This is a genomic window from Streptomyces sp. NBC_01381 (assembly GCF_026340305.1).
Classification (GTDB): domain Bacteria; phylum Actinomycetota; class Actinomycetes; order Streptomycetales; family Streptomycetaceae; genus Streptomyces.
Genome location: NZ_JAPEPI010000002.1, coordinates 3358498 through 3380174, shown reverse-complemented (window position 1 = coordinate 3380174; position 21677 = coordinate 3358498). Strand labels below are relative to the sequence as shown.

At 71.4% G+C, this 21677-nt stretch carries 24 protein-coding genes; 13 read left to right on the top strand and 11 right to left on the bottom strand.

The window, feature by feature from the left end:
- The first annotated feature begins 63 nt into the window (after nucleotides 1-63).
- Nucleotides 64-1176, top strand: a complete 1113-nt coding sequence (locus OG453_RS36435; protein WP_266872818.1) for a site-specific integrase — start codon at nucleotides 64-66, stop codon at nucleotides 1174-1176.
- Nucleotides 1177-1324: 148 nt separating this feature from the next.
- On the opposite strand, the gene OG453_RS36430 is transcribed toward OG453_RS36435, so the two are convergent.
- A complete protein-coding gene (locus OG453_RS36430) occupies nucleotides 1325-2182 on the bottom strand; it encodes a hypothetical protein (protein WP_266872817.1) in 858 nt (285 codons plus the stop codon).
- Nucleotides 2183-2754: 572 nt separating this feature from the next.
- Here OG453_RS36430 and OG453_RS36425 point away from each other — a divergent pair.
- The 4 genes from OG453_RS36425 to OG453_RS36410 are packed head-to-tail and all read left to right on the top strand — an operon-like array spanning nucleotide 2755 to nucleotide 5844.
- Nucleotides 2755-2985, top strand: coding sequence for a hypothetical protein (locus tag OG453_RS36425; RefSeq protein ID WP_266872816.1), 231 nt, complete (start codon nucleotides 2755-2757; stop codon nucleotides 2983-2985).
- Entirely contained in the window at nucleotides 2982-3821 is an 840-nt protein-coding gene (locus OG453_RS36420) for a hypothetical protein (protein ID WP_266872815.1), read from the top strand. The genes OG453_RS36425 and OG453_RS36420 overlap by 4 nt, the downstream gene beginning before the upstream one ends.
- Nucleotides 3818-4750, top strand: coding sequence for a hypothetical protein (locus OG453_RS36415; protein ID WP_266872814.1), 933 nt, complete (start codon nucleotides 3818-3820; stop codon nucleotides 4748-4750). Before OG453_RS36420 ends, OG453_RS36415 begins: the two co-directional genes overlap by 4 nt.
- A complete protein-coding gene (locus OG453_RS36410) occupies nucleotides 4747-5844 on the top strand; it encodes a serine hydrolase (protein ID WP_266872813.1) in 1098 nt (365 codons plus the stop codon). Before OG453_RS36415 ends, OG453_RS36410 begins: the two co-directional genes overlap by 4 nt.
- A gap of 182 nt (nucleotides 5845-6026) precedes the next feature.
- Here OG453_RS36410 and OG453_RS36405 read toward each other — a convergent pair whose 3' ends face one another.
- Nucleotides 6027-6992 (bottom strand): pirin family protein, encoded by a 966-nt coding sequence (locus OG453_RS36405; RefSeq protein ID WP_266872812.1) that lies wholly within the window; start codon nucleotides 6990-6992, stop codon nucleotides 6027-6029.
- Between the two features lie 112 nt (nucleotides 6993-7104).
- Between OG453_RS36405 and OG453_RS36400 the strand changes: the two genes are divergently transcribed.
- Entirely contained in the window at nucleotides 7105-7452 is a 348-nt protein-coding gene (locus OG453_RS36400) for a tetratricopeptide repeat protein (protein WP_266872811.1), read from the top strand.
- An 81-nt stretch (nucleotides 7453-7533) separates the two neighbouring features.
- On the opposite strand, the gene crcB (OG453_RS36395) is transcribed toward OG453_RS36400, so the two are convergent.
- The 3 genes from crcB (OG453_RS36395) to OG453_RS36385 are packed head-to-tail and all read right to left on the bottom strand — an operon-like array spanning nucleotide 7534 to nucleotide 8711.
- Entirely contained in the window at nucleotides 7534-7908 is a 375-nt protein-coding gene (gene crcB, locus OG453_RS36395) for a fluoride efflux transporter CrcB (RefSeq protein ID WP_266872810.1), read from the bottom strand.
- Nucleotides 7905-8312, bottom strand: coding sequence for a fluoride efflux transporter CrcB (gene crcB, locus OG453_RS36390; RefSeq protein ID WP_266872809.1), 408 nt, complete (start codon nucleotides 8310-8312; stop codon nucleotides 7905-7907). Before crcB (OG453_RS36390) ends, crcB (OG453_RS36395) begins: the two co-directional genes overlap by 4 nt.
- A 33-nt stretch (nucleotides 8313-8345) precedes the next feature.
- Nucleotides 8346-8711 carry a helix-turn-helix transcriptional regulator gene (locus OG453_RS36385; protein WP_266872808.1) on the bottom strand — a complete coding sequence of 122 codons (366 nt, stop codon included), beginning with the start codon at nucleotides 8709-8711 and terminating at the stop codon, nucleotides 8346-8348.
- Between the two features lie 95 nt (nucleotides 8712-8806).
- Between OG453_RS36385 and OG453_RS36380 the strand changes: the two genes are divergently transcribed.
- On the top strand, nucleotides 8807-10786 hold the full coding sequence (locus tag OG453_RS36380; RefSeq protein WP_266872807.1) for a heavy metal translocating P-type ATPase: 1980 nt from the start codon (nucleotides 8807-8809) through the stop codon (nucleotides 10784-10786).
- A 94-nt stretch (nucleotides 10787-10880) separates the two neighbouring features.
- Nucleotides 10881-11474, top strand: a complete 594-nt coding sequence (locus OG453_RS36375; RefSeq protein ID WP_266872806.1) for a hypothetical protein — start codon at nucleotides 10881-10883, stop codon at nucleotides 11472-11474.
- 4 nt (nucleotides 11475-11478) lie between these two features.
- Here the strand turns inward: OG453_RS36375 and OG453_RS36370 are convergent, their stop codons facing one another.
- The 3 genes from OG453_RS36370 to OG453_RS36360 form a co-directional block, all read right to left on the bottom strand.
- Nucleotides 11479-11964: a hypothetical protein gene (locus OG453_RS36370; RefSeq protein ID WP_266872805.1), complete on the bottom strand. Its 486-nt coding sequence runs from the start codon at nucleotides 11962-11964 to the stop codon at nucleotides 11479-11481.
- 91 nt (nucleotides 11965-12055) lie between these two features.
- Nucleotides 12056-12439: a Zn-ribbon domain-containing OB-fold protein gene (locus OG453_RS36365; RefSeq protein WP_266873261.1), complete on the bottom strand. Its 384-nt coding sequence runs from the start codon at nucleotides 12437-12439 to the stop codon at nucleotides 12056-12058.
- 140 nt (nucleotides 12440-12579) lie between these two features.
- On the bottom strand, nucleotides 12580-13311 hold the full coding sequence (locus OG453_RS36360) for a TetR family transcriptional regulator (protein WP_266872804.1): 732 nt from the start codon (nucleotides 13309-13311) through the stop codon (nucleotides 12580-12582).
- A 109-nt stretch (nucleotides 13312-13420) separates the two neighbouring features.
- Between OG453_RS36360 and OG453_RS36355 the strand changes: the two genes are divergently transcribed.
- Entirely contained in the window at nucleotides 13421-14206 is a 786-nt protein-coding gene (locus OG453_RS36355; protein ID WP_266872803.1) for an electron transfer flavoprotein subunit beta/FixA family protein, read from the top strand.
- Between the two features lie 60 nt (nucleotides 14207-14266).
- Nucleotides 14267-15229 carry an electron transfer flavoprotein subunit alpha/FixB family protein gene (locus OG453_RS36350; RefSeq protein WP_266872802.1) on the top strand — a complete coding sequence of 321 codons (963 nt, stop codon included), beginning with the start codon at nucleotides 14267-14269 and terminating at the stop codon, nucleotides 15227-15229.
- 133 nt (nucleotides 15230-15362) lie between these two features.
- On the opposite strand, the gene OG453_RS36345 is transcribed toward OG453_RS36350, so the two are convergent.
- Complete coding sequence (locus tag OG453_RS36345) at nucleotides 15363-16787, bottom strand: NAD(P)/FAD-dependent oxidoreductase (RefSeq protein WP_266872801.1); 1425 nt, start codon at nucleotides 16785-16787, stop codon at nucleotides 15363-15365.
- 142 nt (nucleotides 16788-16929) lie between these two features.
- Here OG453_RS36345 and trxA point away from each other — a divergent pair, with 142 nt between their 5' ends.
- A complete protein-coding gene (gene trxA / locus OG453_RS36340) occupies nucleotides 16930-17313 on the top strand; it encodes a thioredoxin (RefSeq protein ID WP_266872800.1) in 384 nt (127 codons plus the stop codon).
- A 29-nt stretch (nucleotides 17314-17342) separates the two neighbouring features.
- Here trxA and OG453_RS36335 read toward each other — a convergent pair whose 3' ends face one another.
- On the bottom strand, nucleotides 17343-18428 hold the full coding sequence (locus tag OG453_RS36335; protein WP_266872799.1) for a LacI family DNA-binding transcriptional regulator: 1086 nt from the start codon (nucleotides 18426-18428) through the stop codon (nucleotides 17343-17345).
- 180 nt (nucleotides 18429-18608) lie between these two features.
- Here OG453_RS36335 and OG453_RS36330 point away from each other — a divergent pair, with 180 nt between their 5' ends.
- Nucleotides 18609-20027 carry an amidase gene (locus tag OG453_RS36330; protein ID WP_266872798.1) on the top strand — a complete coding sequence of 473 codons (1419 nt, stop codon included), beginning with the start codon at nucleotides 18609-18611 and terminating at the stop codon, nucleotides 20025-20027.
- Here the strand turns inward: OG453_RS36330 and OG453_RS36325 are convergent.
- The gene (locus tag OG453_RS36325) at nucleotides 20024-21091 is read right to left on the bottom strand and encodes a glycosyl hydrolase family 18 protein (protein WP_266872797.1); all 1068 of its coding nucleotides are present in this window, start codon (nucleotides 21089-21091) and stop codon (nucleotides 20024-20026) included. The genes OG453_RS36330 and OG453_RS36325 overlap by 4 nt on opposite strands.
- Before the next feature lie 98 nt (nucleotides 21092-21189).
- On the opposite strand from OG453_RS36325, the gene OG453_RS36320 reads away from it, so the two are divergent.
- Nucleotides 21190-21660: a type II toxin-antitoxin system PemK/MazF family toxin gene (locus tag OG453_RS36320; RefSeq protein ID WP_266873260.1), complete on the top strand. Its 471-nt coding sequence runs from the start codon at nucleotides 21190-21192 to the stop codon at nucleotides 21658-21660.
- The last annotated feature ends 17 nt before the right edge of the window (nucleotides 21661-21677 follow it).

Genomic DNA, 21677 nt, shown 5'->3' with positions numbered 1-21677 from the left:
GGCATCTTGGTCCTCGGACGGTCAGCAAACCGTCAGCATTGGACCTGAGGAGTCGGCGACACGATGGCGAGCAAGACCCTGGCCCACGGCATGGGCACCTTCTTCAAGACCTGCGACCACGCCCTGTCGAGATGGCCGAAGTGCCCCCATCCGTACAAGATCCAGTTCCGCAATGCCGCCGGGAAGCAGACCGTCGAGTCCGGGTTCAGGACCGATGTTGCGGCGATCGCACGTTTGACGGACATCTACAAGGCAAAGCGGGCCCCCTGTCGGGAGAGCAAGGCGGTTCGTGTTGCGAAGTACGGGGCGATGGCATTTGAGGAGTACGCGAAGGAGTGGCGGGAGAGCCAACGCCATCTGGAGGGCTCTTCGCTGAGGCATCTGGACTCGCTCCTGGAGCATCACATCTTTCCGGCGCTGGGAAGCCGGCGGATGGATGCCTTCGACCACAAAGTGGTGGACGGGTTCATCAAGACGATGGAGCGCAACGGGGCCGGGCTGGCCACACAGTCCAACGTGTTCAACAAGGTGAAGTCGATCCTGCTGGATGCCCACCGGCTGGGCCTCTACGAGGACAGTCCACTCGACGGCGTTAGGCCCCGCAGTACGACCCGGCGAAGGCCGTCATTCCGTCGGTGGCGCAGCTGGCCGACATTCGCAACCTTGTGGCCCACGACGTGTACCGGATCGCCGAACAGGTCAACCAGAGCAGCGGCCAGTACGCACGACTCAAGCACCGCAAGATCGGCGAGTACCGTGACGTGCCGCACCCGCACCCGCACCCGCACCCGCACCCGCACCCGCCAGACCATCGAGTGGTACGCCGACAAGTACGGCACCACCGACGGCTACCTGCTGCGCCACCCCCAAGACCCCAGCAAGCCCTTCCCGCACTACCACCTGGGCAACCGGTGGCGGCGCATCAAGAAGGCCGGCGAGGTCGAGATCCCCGACGGGATGGTCCTATACGGGATGCGGCACTTCTTCGCCTCCAACTGCCTGAGTCACAACATTCCCATCACTGACGTCGCCGACGTGGATGGGCCACAAGAGCATCGACATCACATACAAGATCTACCGACACCTCATGCCCGGCTCCATCAGCGCCGCCGCAAAGGTCCTAGAGATGGAGTTGATCGCATAGCCGTGTTGGCCGAGGTGCAGGAGATTTCGTGAGGGACGCCGTTCTCCCGCCATGGCGACACATGGTTGAGGCGGGGACGGCTGTGGGAGAGAGTCAAGCGCTTGCCGTACTCGCCCTCCCGGGTTCCCGCGCGTTACACCGCCAGCGGCCACGTCCCGGAGGGCCGGAAAGCAGGGCTTGTCAGAGGGCCGCGTTGAGAGCTGTCAGGAACACTGACGAAGCCGCATCCCGGACCTTCGACCCGTCACTGTCCGGGTCATCTTTGGCGACCACACGGGAGACCATGACGCCGGCTCCAATGACGATCGCCATCGGGTTGATCATGCAAACCCCCACCTTGGCCAGACATGTGACCAGCTTGGCGAAGGCTCCCCGCCTCCGGCTCGCGCCCGACTCCAGCACTTTGAGGGGGCCGCTCTCGGGTGAACCCCAGGTCGTGATGAAGGCGGCAGTGGCCTCCAAGACGCCTTGGAATGGAGTGACGCGGAGACCATCAGATGCCCGCAGGCGAGGACACACGACGTCCAGCTTCACCCCGCCCCTGTCCAGAAACTTCTCTGCATCCACCCCAGGAGGCTCCCGCCCGGCTACCGGCGCGAGGATGGTCTCTGCGCGCGCCTTCCCCTTCCGCGTATGGAGTTCGACGCCGGGGAGGTCCACCACGGATTCGGCGAACTCACATGGTGTGGCAGAGACTTCGAGGATCCGCTGCGGGCGGGCGACGGCGACCTTGCCGTGTCCGATGAGGCGGGGGTCCCATGTGACCTCAGGCAGCACAAGCCCAGGGTCCGGCTTCTCGAGGATCTCGGCGGGCAGGTTGAAGAACCAGTCAGGCATGTCCGAGACCTCGCACCTGGAGAAGGTGTCGAACCCGTACAGAGTTGTGTGCCCCTTGTGCTTGCGTGCAACATCGCTCGTGTACCAAGTCCCGGCGAGCTCCAGGTTCTGCGCCGTGCTGGGCGGGAGGATCCTTTGCCGCTCGGGCGTCTTTGATGGCGACGCTTCCGGCCTGGACGAACACTCGCTCATGCGAACCATGACGCCTCCTTCGGCGGGCGGCTCTCACAACAGAGTGCCTGCCGTACGGGCCAGGTACCAGAGCCGCAGGAAATACAGCCAGGAAGTCAGCTCGCTACCGCCAGCCCTGCTTCCACCAGCCCCTCGCCCCTCCTGGTGACCACTGAGAGTGCCGGCTTGAGTCGAACGTTCACCCAACTGCCGCTGCCGGAACGTGAGCTGGCGCGCTGCCAGTGTCAGGGGCCCTGCCGGACCATCGCCGTTCGGTCCTGAGTCAGCAATCAACTCGCCTTCCTAGAGCCCTGAACGGCGGCAGGACGATCCGGCTGACCTGACCAACTACGCCGGGCTGACAGGCCGGGCCCCCGACGCGACCGCCCTCGCGCTCTACCGGCTGCGGTGGAGCCTGTTGGACATGGCCGAATCGTGCACTGGTTCCGCGGGCCGCACGAGCGGACGTCCGACAGACCGTCCACGTGCGACGGCTTCAACGAGGCGCTGACACAACTGGCCGGGTGAGGCGCCGACGTCTCCCGACCGCACCTCGCGGCTAACTAAACAGACAATAATGGTGAATTGCCCTAAACTGGCGTATGGCCGTCACTAGACACGGTGGCGACCTCTACCACGAGGAGGCACTGATGCTTGCTCAGCACACACCGCTTCTCGTCACTCCGACGGACACCATGGCGCTCGGCGCGGCCATGGTGGAGACCGAGGCCGCCGTCAGCGATGCGCCGACGTATGCGCCGGAGGCCACGGGAGCGCTCCTCCTGGGCCTGCTCATCTCGCCGAAGGAACCGAAGGAACCGAAGGGCAAGTGAGTTCTGATCGGTCGCAGACGGTGTACGCCGCTTCGGCGGCCGACCTGGCGCTTTGTGCCCTTGACGCCTTGCGCGGCGTCGAGGGCACCGCGTTGGTGGCCGCGCATGTCGAGCGCGCGGACGACCCCAAGGCGGCGCTGGCCGCCATCCGGATCGTCGGAGCCGACGCCTTCGCCCCGCACCTGCTGGGGGACGCGGTCCTCCACCCCGAGGACGCGGCCGCCGTCAGCCAGTCCTTCGCCGTGTTCCCGCCCCCGGTGAGCACGCCCGGCCCGCCGCCGTCGGGGCCCGTCGAGCCCTGGATCGCCGCCTGGCGGGACTGGGCCACCGCCGCGCTCGTCGCCCGCCTCGCCGGCACGGAGGGGGACGGCCTCCTCGCGCCACAGCCCTCGGGCGCCCCCGTCCTCACGGACCACTCCGAGGGTGCGGCCCGCGGCGCCGATACCGGCGGCCCGGACACCAGCGCGCCTGACGTCGCCGCCTCCGCCTCCGCCGCCGCTGCCTCTGCCACCTCCGACACCGACTGGCAGCGTTGGTCCGTCCACATGGGACAGCTCTCCCCGCTCGCCGTTCCCGCACTCGACAGCCCCGTGCACGCCGCCGCCCGCGCCGCCCCCCTCGCCCTCGCGCACGGCGCGACCCGCGCCGTGCTGCGCCGCGACTTCCCCACTGCCACCCACATCACGCGCTGGCTCGCGCTGCTGCACGCCGACGGCGTGCGCCTGCCGCTCGACCCCGTACCCCTGGTCGAGCACCTCCGCCTGCACGGCGGCGGACCGCGGCTCGCGCTCGACGTCGCGATCGCCCGGCGGCTGCTCGGGATGGAGTCCCCATGACAGCCTCCGTGACCCGGACCGCCCACCAGGTGAGCGCGCAGGCCCTGGCGTGGCTGCACGCGCAGCGGGAGTGCGGCGCGCTGCCCGCCGACACCACCGCCGACCTCGGCGATCCGGACAGCGTCTACAAACCCCTCGGCGAGATCGCGCTCGCCGCCTCCCTCGTGCTGCGCGAGTCCGCGGCAGGCAGCGTCGAACTGCGCCAGGCCCGCGACCTGATGGAGTTCTGCTGGCAGCAGCTCGGCGAGGGCGACATGCTCTACGAACGGCTGCTGCGGTACTCGATGATGACCGACCCGCTGGAGACGTACGCGCCCTTCGCCCGCTGCGGATTCCGCCACGAACCGCTGGAGCGGCTGCTCGCCCACACCGGCGCGCTGCGCTCGGTGCGGGCCGTCGAGGTCGTCCCCAACCGCAGGCTCGCCGTCGCCAACGCGGCCCGCATCGTGGGCCTCGGCCAGGGCGAAGGCGGCTACGACTGGCCGACGCTGACCCGCGCCACCTGGCTCGGCGCCGCCCCCGAACCCTGGCTCATCGACTGGATGACCGGCTACTGCGTCACCCACACGGTCTTCCACCTCACCGACTGGGGCGGCACCCCCACCGGCCTGCCCGACGACCTCACCGCATACGTGGCCACCTGGCTGCCCGTGTGGATCGACATCTGGGCCGAGATCGAGCAGTGGGACCTGGTCGCCGAGCTGATGATCGTCGGCTGCTGTCTGAAGGAGCCGTACTGTGCGCCCGCGGACTGGGAGCGCCTGGCCGGAGCCCAGCACCCGGACGGCCTGGTGCCCCGCGACGGCGACCCTGTCCCCGACGACCCCGCACAACGGTTCAAGGACCACCAGCACACCGCGGTCGTCGCCGCGATCGCCGGCACCCTCGCGGTCTCCCGTGCGCTGGGCGGGACGACGGAACAGCGGTGAGCACGGGGGCGCCCGCCTGGGCCACGGACCTGCTCGGTGTGCTGCGGAGCGCCGCCCCCGGGGCCAGCGCGGTCGCCCTCGCGGTCCGGCGGGGCCCCGAACGCGCCCTCCTCGCCACCGGCACCACCACCCTGCACGGCGGCGCCCGGGCCGACCCCGACACGCGCTTCGAGATCGGCTCCCTCACCAAGACGTTCACCGCCCTGCTCCTCGCCGAGATGGTCGCGCGCGGCGAGGTCGCGTACGACGACCCGATCACCCGCTTCCTGCCGCGCACCGCCACCCCGCACCTCCACGGCGCCCCCATCACTCTCATCCACCTGGCCACCCACACCTCGGGCCTGCCCTCGCTGCCCCCGGGCTTCCTGCGCAGGGGTGCGTCCGCCTGGTTCAGCAATCCGTACGCCGACTTCTCCGCCGCCGACCTTCGCCGCGCCCTCGCCCGCACCCGGCCGCGCGCCGCCCCCGGCACCCGCGTGCGCTACTCCAACTTCGGTGTCGGCCTGCTCGGCGCCCTGCTCACCCACGCCGCCCACGGCCCCGGCGGCACCTTCGCCCCCCTGCTCGCCGCCCGCGTACTGGACCCGCTCGGCCTGACCCGCACGAGCTGCGACCCCGACCAGCCGCAGCCCACCGGTTACTGGCACGGCCGGGCGCGCCCTCGCTGGCAGATGCCCGCCATGCCGGGCGCGGGAGCCGGCCGAGCCAGCGCCCGTGACCTCCTCACGACCCTCGACGCCCTCGCCGACCCCGCCACCGCGCCCCCCACCGTCCCCGGCACGCTGCGCGCCGCGCTCACGGACGTCACCACACCCCGCATTGCCCTGCCCCGCACCGGCCGCCGCATCGCCCTCATCTGGAATATCAGACCCCGGCCCGGCCGCGACCTCTACCACCACTCCGGGGGCACCCGGGGCTTCACCACCTTCGCGGGCTTCAGCCCGCAGACGGGCGTGGCCCTCACCGCCCTGGCCAACACGAACCCCACCCTGACCGGCACGTTCATCCAGCGGGCGTATCTGGAGCTGTGGTCGCTGGCACAGGCCTCGGCATGCAATCCACACATCTACGACGCGGCGCCCGTACCTATGTAATGCGCATGCCATGCGCCCTTCCGAGCTCGTACGCCCGCCCGTAAGACCCTGCGCGCGCGTCGGACCCCGCGTACGCGCTTCCGTCATGAGCCGCGTACGGTCCGTGCGCAGCGCAGGTCAGCCACCCCCCGCACCGAGCTCTACGCTGACTGCGCTCCCGGCCGGTCGGAAATCCGCACAGATCAGCGCACCCGACCCCGCGGTTTCAGCGGCACTGACGGGAGTTCCGGGGCCGGCAGCGGCTCCCCGTCGTAGCCCTTCACCTCGCCGAAGCGGGCGCCAGTCATCCAGTCCGAGCGGGCCTGCTCAATGTCCGATTGGGAACGCCCCACGAAATTCCACCACATGATGAGTTCCTCCTCGAACGGCTCACCCCCGAGCAGCATCAGGCCCGCGTCCGACCTGGCGTACAGCGGCAGTTCGGTACGGCCGCAGCCGAGGTAGAGCATCGATCCCGGGAGTACGGGGACACCGTCCACGTCGGCCTCGCCGGACATGGCGAGTACGGCGTACTCGAAGTCGGGGTTCAGGGGCAGGCGCACGTCGGCGCCGCTGGTCAGGGCGAGGTCGGCGCCGACGATCGGGGTGTACGTCGTGCCCGGCGATGTCGCGCCGTCGAGCGCGCCGAGGATGAGGGTCGCGGAGATGCCGGGAGCCGTGACGATCGGCAGCTCGGCGTGGTGCTCGAAGCTCGGGTCGGTGTGGCGGTGGGCGTCCGGCAGCGCCACCCACAGCTGGGCGCCGTGCAGGAAGCGGGCGTGCGACCTGGGGCTCTCCTCGGAGTGCGAGATCGCCCGGCCCGAGGTCATCAGGCCCAGCTCGCGCGGACGGATCGTCTGGAGGCCGCCGGTGGAGTCGCGGTGCAGGACCTCGCCGTCGTGCAGCCAGCTGACCGTCTGCAGGCCCATGTGCGGGTGGGGCCCCACCTGCATGCCGGGCTCGTCGGCGATGTCGTCCGGGCCGTAGTGGTCGACGAAGCACCAGGCGCCGACCATGCGGCGGCCCAGGTTGGGCAGTAGGCGGCGGACCTCGGTGGACTCGCCGAGCTTGACCTTCTTGGGGCTGAGGAGTTCCCGCACCGGTTCGGCGACGACGAACCCGCGCCCGCCGCACAGGGCCGGAACCGCCTCGCGATCAAGATTGCTCATGTCGCACAACCTAGCCCCGCGGGGCGCCGGACGGCAGGCACGCGGCGCGCCCGTCACCCGGTGGAATTTCTGACCACGTGGCGGAGTTGTGCGCACCAGTAAGGAGGCAACAGTGGAGATGACCTATTACGGCCACGGAACCGCGGCCGAGCGCTGGGAGCGCGCACGGCAGTTCTTCGACGCCAAGGAGTACGCGACGGCGGCACGCATCCTGGCCGACCTGGCCGACGAGGTGCCCGAGCAGGTCGCCCCGCGGCTGCTGCTCGCCCGTGCCTACTACCACTCGGCGCAGCTGCTGCGCGCGGAGGCCGAGCTGCGTACGGTCATCGACCTCGACCCGGTCGAGCAGTACGCCCGGCTGCTCCTCGGCCGCACGCTGGAGCGGCAGGGCAGGGACGCGGACGCCGCCCCGCATCTGCGGATGGCGGCCGCCCTCTCGGGCGATTTCGCGGACGTCTGACCCGACTCCGGGGCGCCGTCGGCTTTGGCCGACGGCGCCCCCGGCCGTAAAGCTGCGCGCCGAGCGGCGCGCAGCCGCTCGTCACGCCCACACCGCCTCGGCGAACGCCACGCCCGCGAAGACCGCGCCGAGCCCCGCGACGACACTGCCAAGGACGTTGGCCGCGGCGTAGAAGCGCGCTCCGCCCTCGGCCAGCCGCAGCGTCTCGTACGAGAAGGTCGAGTACGTCGTCAGGGCGCCGCACAGGCCGGTGCCGAGGAACAGCTGCAGCTGCGAGGCGGCGGCGCCCGCGACGACGGCTCCGGTGAGCACGCCGAGGACCAGGCTGCCCAGGACGTTCACCGCGAACGTCCCCCACGGGAAGGCCGTGCCGTATCTCGCCTGCATGGCACGGTCGGTGAGGAAGCGCAGCGGGGCGCCGATCATCGCCCCGGCCACCACGCAGAGCCAGTTCACCGTCGCCTCCCCGCAACCACGCGGCGGGTCGCCCACGCCGCGCTCCACACCGCGCCGAGGGCCGCGAGCACGGTCAGTCCGAGATAGGCCAGGCCCGTGCGGACGTGGCCGCCGTCCACCAGGCGCTCGATGTCGGCGGCGTACGTCGAGAAGGTGGTGAAGCCGCCGAGGACGCCGGTGCCGAAGAAGGGCCGCAGCAGACGGTGGGCGGTCCACAGTTCGGTGAGCAGCACCATGAAGACGCCCATGACGGCGCAGCCGACGACGTTCACGAGGAGCGTGGTCCAGGGGAACGCGTCAGGGGCGGTCGGCCAGATCAGGGACGCGCCGTAGCGGGCCGACGCGCCGATGGCACCGCCGAGGGCCACGACCGCCACCACGGGCCACACGCCGTACGTCCTCACTCCCCCGCCCGAAAGATCACTGCCGCCCTCAGGCTAGCCGCCCCGCGGGGTGTCCCGCAGACCGAGGCGCAGGTGCTCGACGTGGAAGAGCGCCTGGTCGAGGAGTTCGGCGACGTGGTGGTCGTAGAGGGCGTAGATGACCGAGCGGCCCTGCCGCTCCCCGGTGATCAGGCCGAGGTTGCGCAGCAGGCGCAACTGGTGCGAGCAGGCGGACTGTTCCATGCCGACCGCATCGGCCAGATCGCCGGCCGCGCAGGGCCCTTCCTGCAGTCGGGCGAGGATCCGCAGCCGGGAGGGCGTCGCCAGGGCCTGGAGGGTGGCGGCGACTTCGGCGGCCCCCACGGTGTCCAGGCGATCTCGTGTGGTGGCGGTGCTCTTGTCGTCGACTCCGTGGCCCATGGCGTCATCCTATCGACGACACATGAAAAGCTGTTCATTCATTCCTGTACGGTGATGAGGTCGCCGTTCCCCAGCCCGCGAAGGGTCACTTCGTCATGCCCACCACCCTGATCCCACGCCCCGACCAGGCGCCCTCCGCCGCGGCGGCGTCGGCTCCGCGCCGGCGCACCCGGGTCCTCGCGCTCGCCGAGGCCCGCTGGGCCGCGGCGGCCACGGTCGCGTTCCTGATCGCGCTGCCGCTCCAGCTGACGGGGGCCGCCACGTGGCTCTGGGGCCCGCTCTACGCGGTCGCGTACGTCACCGGCGGCTGGGAGCCCGCGCTCGCCGGGCTGCGGGCGCTGCGCGAGAAGACCCTGGACGTGGATCTGCTGATGATCGTCGCGGCGGTCGGCGCGGCCTCGATCGGGCAGGTGATGGACGGCGCGCTCCTGATCGTCATCTTCGCCACGTCGGGCGCCCTGGAGGCCCTGGCCACCGCCCGCACCGCCGACTCGGTCCGCAGCCTGCTCGACCTCGCGCCCGCCACGGCGACGCGGCTGACCGACGGGGGCGGCGAAGAGACCGTGGGCAGCGGCGAGTTGAAGGTCGGCGACGTCGTGCTCGTACGTCCCGGTGAGCGGGTCGGCGCGGACGGCGAGGTCCTTGAGGGCGTCAGCGACGTCGACCAGGCGACGATCACCGGGGAGCCGCTGCCGGTCACCAAGGAGGCCGGTGACGAGGTGTTCGCGGGGACGCTGAACGGGGCGGGTGCGCTGCGGGTGCGGGTGGGGCGCGACGCGTCGGACTCGGTGATCGCGCGGATCGTGGCGATGGTCGAGGAGGCGTCGGAGACGAAGGCGCCGACACAGCTGTTCATCGAGAAGGTCGAGCAGCGCTACTCCCTCGGCATGGTGCTCGCCACGCTCGCCGTGTTCACGGTGCCGCTCGCGCTCGGCGACGACCTGACGGGGGCTCTGCTGCGGGCCATGACGTTCATGATCGTGGCCTCGCCGTGCGCGGTGGTGCTCGCCACCATGCCGCCGCTGCTCTCGGCGATCGCCAACGCGGGGCGGCACGGCGTCCTGGTCAAGTCGGCCGTCGTGATGGAGCGCCTGGGCGAGGTCGACGCGGTCGCCATCGACAAGACGGGCACGCTGACCGAGGGCACTCCCCGGGTGACCGCCCTGCGCCCGCTGCCCGGCAGCGGCCTGACCGACGACGCCCTGCTCGCGCTCGCGGCGGCCGCCGAGCACCGCAGCGAACATCCGCTCGCCCGCGCCGTCGTCGACGCCGCCCGCACGCGCGGCCTGGACATCCCGGCGGTGACGGACTTCGCCTCGGCGCCCGGCATCGGCGTGAGCGCCACGGTCGAGGGCTCGGCCGTCGAGGTCGGCGCGCCTGCGCGGCTGCTCGGCGCGGCAGCCACGGACGACGCGCACGACAAGGCGGGCGCATGGGTACGCCAGTTGGGCGACGAGGGCCAGACCGCGGCCCTCGTGCTGCGCGACGGGACCCCCGTGGGCGTCATCGGCATCGCAGACCGGCTCCGCCCGGACGCCGCAGCGACCGTCGCCTCCCTGGAGACGCTCACGGGCACGCCGCCGATGCTGCTCACCGGCGACAACTCCCAGGCCGCGGCCCGCCTCGCGACAGAGGTCGGCATCGATGACGTACGCGCCGGGCTGCTCCCCCAGGACAAGGTCGCGGCGGTGCGCGCGGCGGCAGGCGACGGACGCAAGGTCCTGGTCATCGGCGACGGCGTCAACGACGCACCCGCCCTCGCCGCCGCCCACACCGGCATCGCCATGGGCCGGGCCGGCTCCGACCTCGCCCTGGAGACCGCCGACGCCGTCATCGTGCGCGACGAACTCACCACCGTGCCCAAGGTGATCGCCCTCTCCCGCCGCGCCCGGGGACTCGTCGTACAGAACCTGGTGATCGCCGGCGCGTTCATCACCGTCCTGGTCGCCTGGGACCTCATCGGCACCCTGCCACTGCCGCTTGGCGTACTCGGCCACGAGGGCTCCACGGTGATCGTGGGGCTCAACGGGCTGCGCCTGCTGCGGGATTCGGCGTGGCCCGAGGCGGGGAGCTGAGGGGCTCGGGGCGTGAGCGGGACCGTCCCGGCGTTGCCCGTGTGGCGGTTGAGTACTGTGGGGCGCCGGAGAGCGGGGGTCAGGTGTGACAGGGATGGTCGTGTTCAGCTTCGTGCTGGCCGCCGCGCTCGCCGCCATGGCCTCGCTCACGGCGGACCGCGTCCGTGGCTGGCGCCGGTCCCTCAATCCGTCGGCGTCCGAACTGCCCGATGCCGCCTTCACCGTCGGGCGCGTCGTCCTCTTCGGCATGGCGGGCGTCTCGGTCTTCATGGCGTTTCAGCTCATGACCGCATCCGACGACGTGGAGTGGAGCGACGACGAGCTGACCAGCGCCGTCGGCCAGGCCACGACGGCGCTCGACGGCACATCCCGCTTCGGTGACATCTACGGCGACGACAGCGGCTTCGACGACGAGTACGCGCGCATGATCGAGGACGAGGTCGTCGAGCAGGGCGGCGGCGACTCCCCGCAGACCGGCGTGGACGCCGTACCCGCCGATGCCAACACGGCGTCCGGCGCGGGCTACACGGTGACCGGCTCCGGCGCGGCCGCGAGCTTCTGCGTGCGGGTCGAGCGCACCAGGTCCAAGGGCGACGACTACGAACCCCCGGGCGTGGCGGGCGGCGCGGGGACGGTGACCATGCCGAGCTACAAGTTCGCGGTGACGAGCGCCGACGGGGACTGCTGAGCCGCTACTCGCCCAGGGCCGTCCCGCAGCGTGCGCAGTAACGGGCGTCGCGCTCCGCGGCGAGGCGGCCGCACTCGGGGCAGACGCGGTCGAGGAGGCAGGCGGGCTCTCCGGCGTCAGAGCCGGGGGCGGGGCTGATGCCGAGGGGTGGGCGCCGTCGGTGGGCGGTGGTGTAGACGAGGCCCGCGTCCGCCGCCTGCACGGAGCGGGTCGTGCCGGCCGGAAGCCACACCAGGGCACCGGGCGTCAGCGGCCATGACCCGCCCGGCGTACGGAGTTCACCCTCGCCGTGCAGCACGGTCACGAGGACGCCCAGCGCGGCCTCCGTGTGCTCGCCGATGCCCGCGCCGGGCGCGAGCCGGATGACATTGGCGTCGAGGTCCCGTGCGTGCCCGCTCAGCGACCACGCGACGGTGATCTGTCCCTGCCCGGCGGCGGCGGTCTGCTCCGGGCCGACGAACACCGGAGCGGTGGCGGCGGACGTACTCATGGGGACTCCAGTGGGCGGGTGGGGGCTGCCCGGAGAGGGTGCGGACATGCGTCAGAGAGTCGGCGAAACTCTAACGGCGCACGACGGACCCTCAGAACCAGTCCGCGCGCCCGCTCGCGTCGCACAGCTCGAAGACGACTTCGCCCGCCTCGGGGTCCGTACCAGTCACCGGGCGGACCCGTGCCCCGACCCAGACCAGGTTCGGGGCGGCGCCCACGACGCGGCAGCGGAACACAAAGCCTTCGGGGAAGCGGACCAGGGACTCGTTGCGTGCCACGCCCGTGTAGCGGTTCACGACATTGGAGCGCACGACGACGCCGTAGCCCTCACTGCGTTCCGGCTCCAGGTCGCTCGACGCGCACACCGGGCACAGCAGCTTCCGGAAGGAGGCGGTCTGGCACCAGCGGCAGCGCTGATAGATCAGGCCGGTCGACTCGCGCTGATCGGGATCCTCGTCAAGTCCGGTCTGGTGCAACTCGGTTCCTGCTATGGACACGTTTCGACCCCCTGCGGTCGGCCCGGATACGCCGCGTCGTCACGGCGACACGCGCACCATATGGCACTGAGTGCCGCAACGTAAAGGTACTGAGTGTCGAAAGGACGCCAAGAACGGGCTCACGCCCCTTCGGCGCCCGCTCGCCCCTCCCCGAAAGCCGACTCGATGCGCTGCACGACCCGCCACATCGGGGCACCCTTCGGGGCCACCATCACGATCACCTCGTCCTCGGACGCACCACCGGCGGACCGCCCGGCCTGCGCGTTCCCCCACATCTCCCGTACGAGTCCCAGCGCGTGGTCCACCGAGGCCTCGGCGTCACCGTCGCCCCCCGAACGCAGCCAGGAGCGCAGGCCGTTGTTGTGCGCGGCGACCACGGAGGCCGCGATCACCTCGGCGCGAAGGGCGCCGTCGGGGGTCTCCGCACAGCGCCGTTCCAGATATCCGGCGAGCTTGCGCTCGTAGCGGCGCACCACGGAGAGTTCATACGTACGCAGGCCGGGCACCTCGCGCGTGAGGCGGTAACGCTGCACGGAGAACTCGGGGTTCGCGGCGTACATGCGCAGCACGAGACGGGCCGCGTCGCACACCGCACCCACGGGATCGTCGCCGTCGTCATGATCTTCGAGGAACGCCGACATATCGGCAAGGCAGCGCTCGTGGTCGGGGAAGACCACGTCCTCCTTCGACGGGAAGTACCGGAAGAACGACCGGCGTCCTACGCCCGCCCGAGCGACGATGTCGTCGACCGTGGTCCGCTCGAAGCCCCGCTCGAGAAAGAGCTCGAAGGCCGCCTCGACGAGCACCTCTCGCATGGGGGCCTTCTTGGCTGGTCCGCGCACCTCAGTCATGCCGGGAAACCTAGCACCGGAGAGCACCTTTTGGCACTACGTACCTTTACAGAGGGTACTGAGTGCCATAGGCTCGCATCACGGACCGCACTGAGGTAGGAGAGCCGGCGTGAGCTTGAGGATCGTTGTCACCGTGAAGTACGTGCCCGACGCCACTGGCGACCGGCACTTCGCCGATGACTTGACCGTGGACCGGGACGATGTCGATGGTCTGCTGTCGGAGCTCGATGAGTACGCGGTGGAGCAGGCGCTGCAGATCGCGGACGAGGCGGACGATGCGGAGATCACCGTGCTGACGGTGGGTCCGGAGGACGCGAAGGACGCGCTGCGCAAGGCGTTGTCGATGGGTGCGGACAAGGCCGTCCACGTGGAGGACGACGACCTGCACGGCAGCGACATCATCGGTACGTCGCTGGTGCTTGCCAAGGCGATCGAGAAGGCCGGCTACGACCTGGTGATCTCCGGTATGGCCTCCACGGACGGCACGGCCGGTGTCATTCCCGCGCTGCTGGCCGAGCGTCTTGGTGTGCCGCAGGTGACGCTGCTGTCCGAGGTCAAGGTCGAGGACGGTGTGGTCACCGGCCGCCGGGACGGCGACTCCGCATCCGAGCAGCTGGAGGCGTCTCTGCCGGCGGTGGTGTCGGTGACCGACCAGTCGGGCGAGGCGCGTTACCCCTCGTTCAAGGGGATCATGGCGGCGAAGAAGAAGCCGGTCGAGTCCTGGGACCTGTCGGATCTGGACCTGGAGGCCGATCAGGTCGGTCTGGAGGGTGCGTTCACGACGGTGGACTCCGCGACCGAGCGTCCGGCCCGTACGGCGGGCACGATCGTCAAGGACGAGGGCGAGGGCGGCAAGCAGCTGGCCGAGTTCCTCGCGGGCCAGAAGTTCATCTAAGGCCTGCCGAACCCGTCAACCCGCCCTACTTCCCTTGTAATCGCAGGAGATTGAAGTCCCATGGCTGAAGTTCTCGTCTATGTCGACCACGTGGACGGTGCCGTCCGCAAGCCCACCCTGGAGCTTTTGACGCTGGCCCGCCGCATCGGCGAGCCCGTCGCCCTGGCGCTGGGCAACGGTGCCGCCGAGACCGCCGCGGTGCTTGCCGAGCACGGCGCGGTGAAGGTCCTGACCGCCGATGCGCCGGAGTTCGCCGACTACCTGGTCGTGCCGAAGGTCGATGCCCTGCAGGCCGCCTACACGGCCGTGTCCCCGGCCGCGGTGCTGGTGCCGTCCTCGGCGGAGGGCAAGGAGATCGCCGCGCGTCTGGCGGTGCGGATCAAGTCCGGCATCATCACCGACGCCGTCGACCTCGAGGCGGGCGATGAGGGGCCGGTGGCCACGCAGGCCGCGTTCGCCGCCTCCTACTCCACCAAGTCCCGCATCACCACCGGCACCCCGGTCATCACGGTCAAGCCCAACAGCGCGGCCGTGGAGGCCGCCCCGGCCGCCGGCACGGTCGAGGCGCTGAGCGTGTCGTTCTCCGAGCAGGCGACGGGCACGAAGGTTGTCGCGCGGACGCCGCGTGAGGCGACGGGGCGTCCGGAGCTGACCGAGGCCGCGATCGTGGTCTCCGGTGGCCGTGGTGTCAACGGCGCCGAGAACTTCCACATCATCGAGGCGCTTGCCGACTCGCTGGGTGCGGCGGTGGGTGCCTCGCGTGCCGCGGTGGACGCGGGCTGGTACCCGCACTCCAACCAGGTCGGCCAGACCGGCAAGAGTGTCTCGCCGCAGCTGTACATCGCCTCGGGTATTTCCGGTGCGATCCAGCACCGGGCGGGCATGCAGACCTCGAAGACGATCGTGGCGATCAACAAGGACGCCGAGGCCCCGATCTTCGACCTCGTCGACTACGGCGTGGTCGGCGACCTCTTCGACGTCGTCCCCGCCCTCACCGAAGAGGTCAAGACCCGCAAGGGCTGAGCCAGTTGACCTGGCTGACCTGGCTGCCTAGTTGACCGCATCGAGGCCCTCGCCCCCGCAGCACGCGGGAGCGAAGGCCTCGATGCGTCACACGCCCCGGCGCGTCACACACACCAGGGCAGCACAGCGCCCGTCACCCGCGATAGGTCTCCAACAACCGCAGCCACACCTCACTGACCGTCGGATACGCCGGAACCGCATGCCACAGGCGGTCGATCGGGACCTCGCCCGCGATCGCGATCGTCGCCGAATGGATGAGCTCGCCGACGCCGGGGCCCACGAACGTGACGCCCAGCAGGATCTCGCGGTCCAGGTCGACGATCATGCGGGCGCGGCCCTCGTAGCCGTCCGCGTAGAGGCCTGCGCCCGCCACCCCCGCGATGTCGTAGTCGACGGCGCGCACGCGGTGGCCCGCGGACTCCGCCTCCGCGAGGGTGAGGCCCGCCGACGCCGCCTCGGGGTCGGTGAAGACCACCTGCGGGACGGCCGCGTGGTCGGCGGTCGCGGAGTGGGCGCCCCAGCGGTCGGTCTCCAGGAGGGGGACGCCCTGCGCGCGGGCGGTGATCGCGGCGCCCGCGATGCGCGCCTGGTACTTGCCCTGGTGGGTGAGGAGCGCACGGTGGTTGGCGTCGCCCACCGCGTAGAGCCAGTCGCTGCCCTGCACGCGCAGGCTCTCGTCGACCGGCAGCCATGAGCCCGGCTCCAGGCCGATCGTCTCCAGGCCCAGGTCATCGGTGCGCGGGGCGCGGCCCGTGGCGAAGAGGATCTCGTCGGCCTCGACCGTGCCGCCGTCGGAGAGGGTCGCCGTGACCGTGCCGTTCTCGCGCCGCACGGCCGTGACGGAGACACCGGTGCGGATCTGCGCGCCCGCCTCCGTGAGCGCCTTGGTGACCAGCTCCCCGGCGAACGGCTCCATGCGCGGCAGCAGCCCTTCGCCCCGTACGAGCATCGTGACCTGCGCGCCGAGTGCCTGCCAGGCCGTGGCCATCTCGACGGCGACCACACCTCCGCCGACCACCGCGAGCCGGCCGGGCACATGGTCGGCGCTGGTGGCCTCGCGGCTCGTCCAGGGCTTCACATCGGCGAGCCCCGGCAGGTCGGGCAGGGCTGCGCGGGTGCCGGCGCAGATCGCTACGGCGTGGCGCGCGGTGAGCGTCTCGTGGGGCCCGTCGGGGTCCGTGACGGTCACCTGGCGGGTGCCGGAGATACGGCCGTGGCCGCGGTAGAGGTCCACTCCGATGCCGTCGAGCCAGCCGACCTGGCCGTCGTCCTTCCAGTGGGATGCGTAGTCGTCCCGGTGCGCGAGGACCGCCGCCGCGTCCAGCGGACCCTGCACCGATTGCCGCAGCCCCGGCACCTTGCGCGCGTCCGAGCGGGCGATCACGGGCCGCAGCAGCGCCTTGCTCGGCATGCAGGCCCAGTACGAGCATTCGCCCCCGACGAGTTCGCTCTCCACCACCGCCACGCTCAGACCCGCGGCACGGACCCGGTCCGCGACGTTCTCCCCCACGGGACCAGCGCCCAGGACCACTACGTCGTACGCCTTCGATTCCGTCATGGAAGCCAGTGTGGTGCCAGGTGTGCGACGTGGCCACATGGGTACGCGCGCGGAGCGGCACCGGTGCGCGGATGGAATACGCATACGGCCGGGGCCGTTGTGCAAGGCGGCTTCACCCGATACCAGGAAGAGGGAACTAACCATGAGCAGCACGACTGTGGAGCTCACCAAGGAGAACTTCGACCAGATGGTCACGGACAACGAATTTGTCCTGATCGACTTCTGGGCGTCCTGGTGCGGTCCGTGCCGGTCGTTCGCGCCCGTCTACGAGAAGGCCGCCGAGGCCAACCCCGACCTGGTCTTCGGGAAGGTCGACACGGAGGCACAGCCCGAGCTTGCGCAGGCCTTCGGCATCCAGTCGATTCCCACGCTGATGATCGTCCGTGACCAGGTGGCCGTGTTCGCGCAGCCCGGCGCGCTCCCCGAGGCGGCCCTTGTGGACGTCATCGGGCAGGCCAGGAAGCTGGACATGGACGAGGTCCGCAAGTCCGTCGCCGAGGAGCAGGCAAAGGGGCAAGAGCAGTGAGCGAAGCTTTGTAGAGGCTTCGCGGCAGGTCAGCTGGACTCGCGGTGCACTGCCGTCGCGCCGAGCACGTCGTGCACCTCGGGTTCCATGCCGGGGTCACGCACGACCCGGTCGACCAGCTCCGCGAGTTTCTGTCCTGACGGCAGCTCGATGCGGACCGTGCTGAGCCGGGGCCGCAGGAGCCTGCCGAGCATCAGGTCGTCGGAGCCGATGAGCGCCGTCTCGTCGGGCACGGCGACCCCCTCGTCCTGGAGCGCCCGCATCAGCAGCATCGCGTACTCGTCGTTGTACGTGAACACTCCGTCGATCCCCAGCTCGCGCCAGCCCGCCGCGAGCCGGGCCGCCGCATCCTCCGTGTAGGCGAGGGGCAGCTCGGTGAGCGTGGCGTCCGTGCCGTGCAGCGCGCGGCGGATGCCTTCGACGCGCGGCCGTGAGAAGGGTTCGAGGCCCCGCTCCTCGGGGACCACGACGCCGATGTGCCGGCTGCCGCGCTCCAGGAGGTGCGTGGCGGCGCACCTGCCCACCAGGCGCTGGTCCATGAGCAGGGCGTGCGCGCCCTCGGCGCGCTGCGGGCCGAGCGTGAAGACGGCCTTGGCGCCCGACCGCTTCAGGACGCTCACACCGCGCGCCCCGAGCGCCGACGCGTCGGGCGCGAGGACCGCGACGGGGCGCAGCTCCGCCCAGGCGCGGGCCGCGTCCTCGCCGGTCAGGCCGAGGCTGCCGTACTGCACGACGGTGTAGTCGAATCGGCTGAGCGCCCACTGCAGTTCGTTGAAGAACTCGCTGAACAGCGGGCCCGCCGGGATCTGCGGCGTCGGCATCAGGACGACTCGGGTGTGCCCCGCGCGCAGGCTGCGGGCCGCGGCGTGCGGGACGTATCCCAGTTCCTTGGCGGCCGCGTGGACGCGGCGGCGGGTGGGTTCGCTGATGCGGACGGCGCTGGTGTTGTTGAGGACGTACGAGACGGTCGCGCGCGAGACTCCCGCAAGACGCGCGACGTCGGCGCTTGTCGGCACGGAGCTCGGCACTGAGGTCGACGCCGAGTTCGGCACCGAGTTCGGCACGGATTGCTGCGTGGGCTGCTGCGTGGGCTGCTGATTAGGTATCTGCACCATGACGCCGCTCATCTTTCCAGACCGTGCCGGGGCGCCCCCAGGCGGGCGTCCGGGCGCTGTGGGCGGACATCGGGCGCTTGGCGGTGGCGTGCGCGGCGTGAACTTCCCTGCTCTCGTTCCGCGTTGACCTACCGGCCGGTAGCGTGCGTTCACCTGCCCACCGATCAAAGGTGCCCCCACATGACTGCCGACCGTGCCGACGGCCTGGAGCGGACCGCCCGTGCGCTGGCCGCCGGAGAAGTGACCTCGCGTGCGCTGACCGAGCGGACGCTGGCCCGGATCGAGGCGTCCCAGCCGGTGCTCAACGCCTTCAAGCTGGTCCGCGCCGAGGCCGCGCTGGCCGAAGCGGACGCCGCCGACCGGGAGTTGGCGGCGGGCGGTCCCGGTCTTCCGCCGCTCCTCGGCGTGCCGCTCGCCGTGAAGGACGACACCGACATCGCGGGTGAGCCGACCGCGTTCGGCTGCCGCGGTGACTTCCCTCCGAAGAAGGAGGACGCGGAGTCGGTGCGCCGACTGCGGGCGGCCGGCGCGGTGATCGTAGGCAAGACCAACACCTGCGAGCTGGGCCAGTGGCCGTTCACCGAAGGGCCCGGCTTCGGCGACACCCGCAATCCCTGGCACACCGGCCACACCCCCGGCGGGTCGTCGGGCGGTTCGGCGGCCGCGGTCGCCGCCGGGCTCGTCCCTGCCGCGCTCGGCTCGGACGGGGCGGGCTCGGTGCGCATCCCGGCCGCCTGGACGCACCTCGTGGGGATCAAACCGCAGCGCGGCCGGATCTCGACCTGGCCGTGGCCGGAGGCCTTCAACGGAATCACCGTCAACGGCCCGCTCGCCAGGACCGTCGCCGACGCGGCGCTGCTCTTGGATGCGGCGAGCGGCAACCACGAGGGCGACCTGCACAAGCCGCCCGCCATCAGCGCCGTCGATGCGGCCACGCGTGAGCCGGGCCGCCTGCGGATCGCGCTCTCGCTGCGCATGCCGTTCACCGCGACGCCCAAGCGGCTCGATCCGGTGGTGCGGCGCAAGGTCATCGTCCTCGCGGACCGGCTGGCCGCGCTCGGGCACGACGTCGAGGAGGCCGACCCGCGCTACGGACAGATCGGCCTCGACTTCGTGCCGCGCGCCACGGCGGGCATCACCGACTGGGTCCGCGAGGTCCCCGACCCCCGGCTGCTCGACCCGCGCACCAAGGAGGCCGCCCGCCTCGGCCGCCTGCTCGGCGGTGCGCCGCTGCGCCTCGCCCGGCGCGCCGAGGCCGCCCTGCACCGCCGCGTCGGCGCGGTCTTCTCGACGTACGACGTGGTCATCACACCCACCACCGCCACTCCCCCGCCCCGCATCGGCACCCTGGCGAAGCTGAGCGGTTGGCGCACCGACCAGGCGATGATCGCCGCCTGCCCCTACGCCTGGACGTGGAACGTCCTGGGCTGGCCGGGCGTCAACGTGCCCGCCGGGCGGGTGGGCGACGGGCTTCCGGTGGGCGCGCAGCTGCTCGGCCCGGCGGGCAGCGAGCCGCTTCTGATCTCGCTGGCCGCGCAGTTGGAGGCGGACCAGCGCTGGTACGAGCAGTGGCCGGCCGTGGCCGAGACGGCGGCCTAACCCTTCGCCAGCGTGGGCCACAGCGCCGGGTCCTCGAAGCCGAGGGCCCACAGGACGGTGTGGCGTACGCCGTACTTCCGCAGGACCGGCAGATGGGCGGCCGTGCCGCGCGCGTCCTGGTACCAGACGGTGCGGCGCTCGTCACCGTCGTCGTACGTGAAGTGCGGCGTGCTCGACGCGGGATCGAGGCGGTAGGGCGCGCCGACCCTGCGGCGCAGGGCCTCCGCCTCTTTCCAGGTGACGTGCCGGGCTCGGTCGCCGCTGCCCACGCCCCAGTCCCAGCCGTAGCCGGGCAGGCCCATCTCCAGCTTGCGGGCGGGGACTTCGGCGGTGGCGCGGCGCAGGATCTCCTCGTACCAGGCGGGCGAGGAGAGCGGTCCGGGCGATCCCTCCGCCCAGTGCTGGTCGTACGCCATGATGCGCAACCGGTCGGCGGCGGCGCCCAGTCGGCGGTAGTCCCAGACGCGGCCGCTGATCCGTGTCTTGGGCGAGACGGTGACCACGCACTGCTTGCTCAAGGCGTGCAGCCGGGCGCACAGGTCGGTGACCAGCGTCGCGTACCCGGAACCCACCTTCCTGTAGTCGGCGTCCCCGGTGGCCGCGATGCTCTCGTAGTCCAGGTCGAGCCCGTCGTACGAGCGGCTGCGGACGACACGGAGCAGCGCGTCGATGTGCCGCGCGCGGCGGTTCTTGTCGGTGACGACGGAGGCGAGCTCGCCGCGCTCCATCCTCTCCATGACGGTCGGCACGACCTTGATGCCCGCCTTGTGGAGTCCGTCGATGACGCGGCGCTCCCCCGCGCCGGTGTAGCCCACCACGTCCCCGGCCGGCTGTGTGCGGTACCAGAAGGGGCTGACGGTGTGCAGTTGGGCGGCGTGGCGCAAGGCGTCCTGGTACGCGACTTCCTGCTCCCAGTAGGGCAGCCACGCGGAGACGGTGCGCGGCGGGGGCGCGATGGGGGCGGCGGGGGCGGGCGGTGGCGGGACCGTCGCGGCAAGTGCCGTGCCGCACAGGGCGAGGACGGCGATGAGCCGCGCGCGGTGGAGGTGTCGAGGTGGCGCCATGGACCGAGCCTGCGGTTCATCGGGCGGACCCGCCCTGCGGGTTGGGCCAGACAGGCTCTACGGTGGCCCGCGTGACTGCCGACACCGAAGAACCGCAGATGTCCGCGAACCCGGGCCGCACGGGCCGCACCGCGACCACCGAGGTCGAGCCCGCCGAGGTGGGGCGGGTGCAGGCGACGTACGCGCCGGCCCATGACGGCGACCCCGACCCCGGCGAGATCGTGTGGACGTGGGTCCCCTACGAGGAGAACGACGGGCGCGGCAAGGATCGCCCCGTCCTCGTCGTCGCCCGCGAGGACCGGGGCACGCTGCTCGCCGTGCAGCTTTCCAGCAAGCGGCATGGCGGCGACCGGGGTGGGGTCTCCCCTGCTCGAGCGAAGCCGAGAGCTTGGGGAAGGGTGCCGATCGGCAGCGGGCCGTGGGACCGTACGGGCCGCGATTCCTGGGTCGACATCGACCGGGTGCTCCGGGTGCACGAGAAGGGCATGCGTCGCGAGGCGTGCGCCATCGACCGGATGCGGTTCAACCTGGTCGTGCGGCGGCTCCAGGAGCGGTACGGCTGGCGCTGAGCCACTAGGGCCGGCGC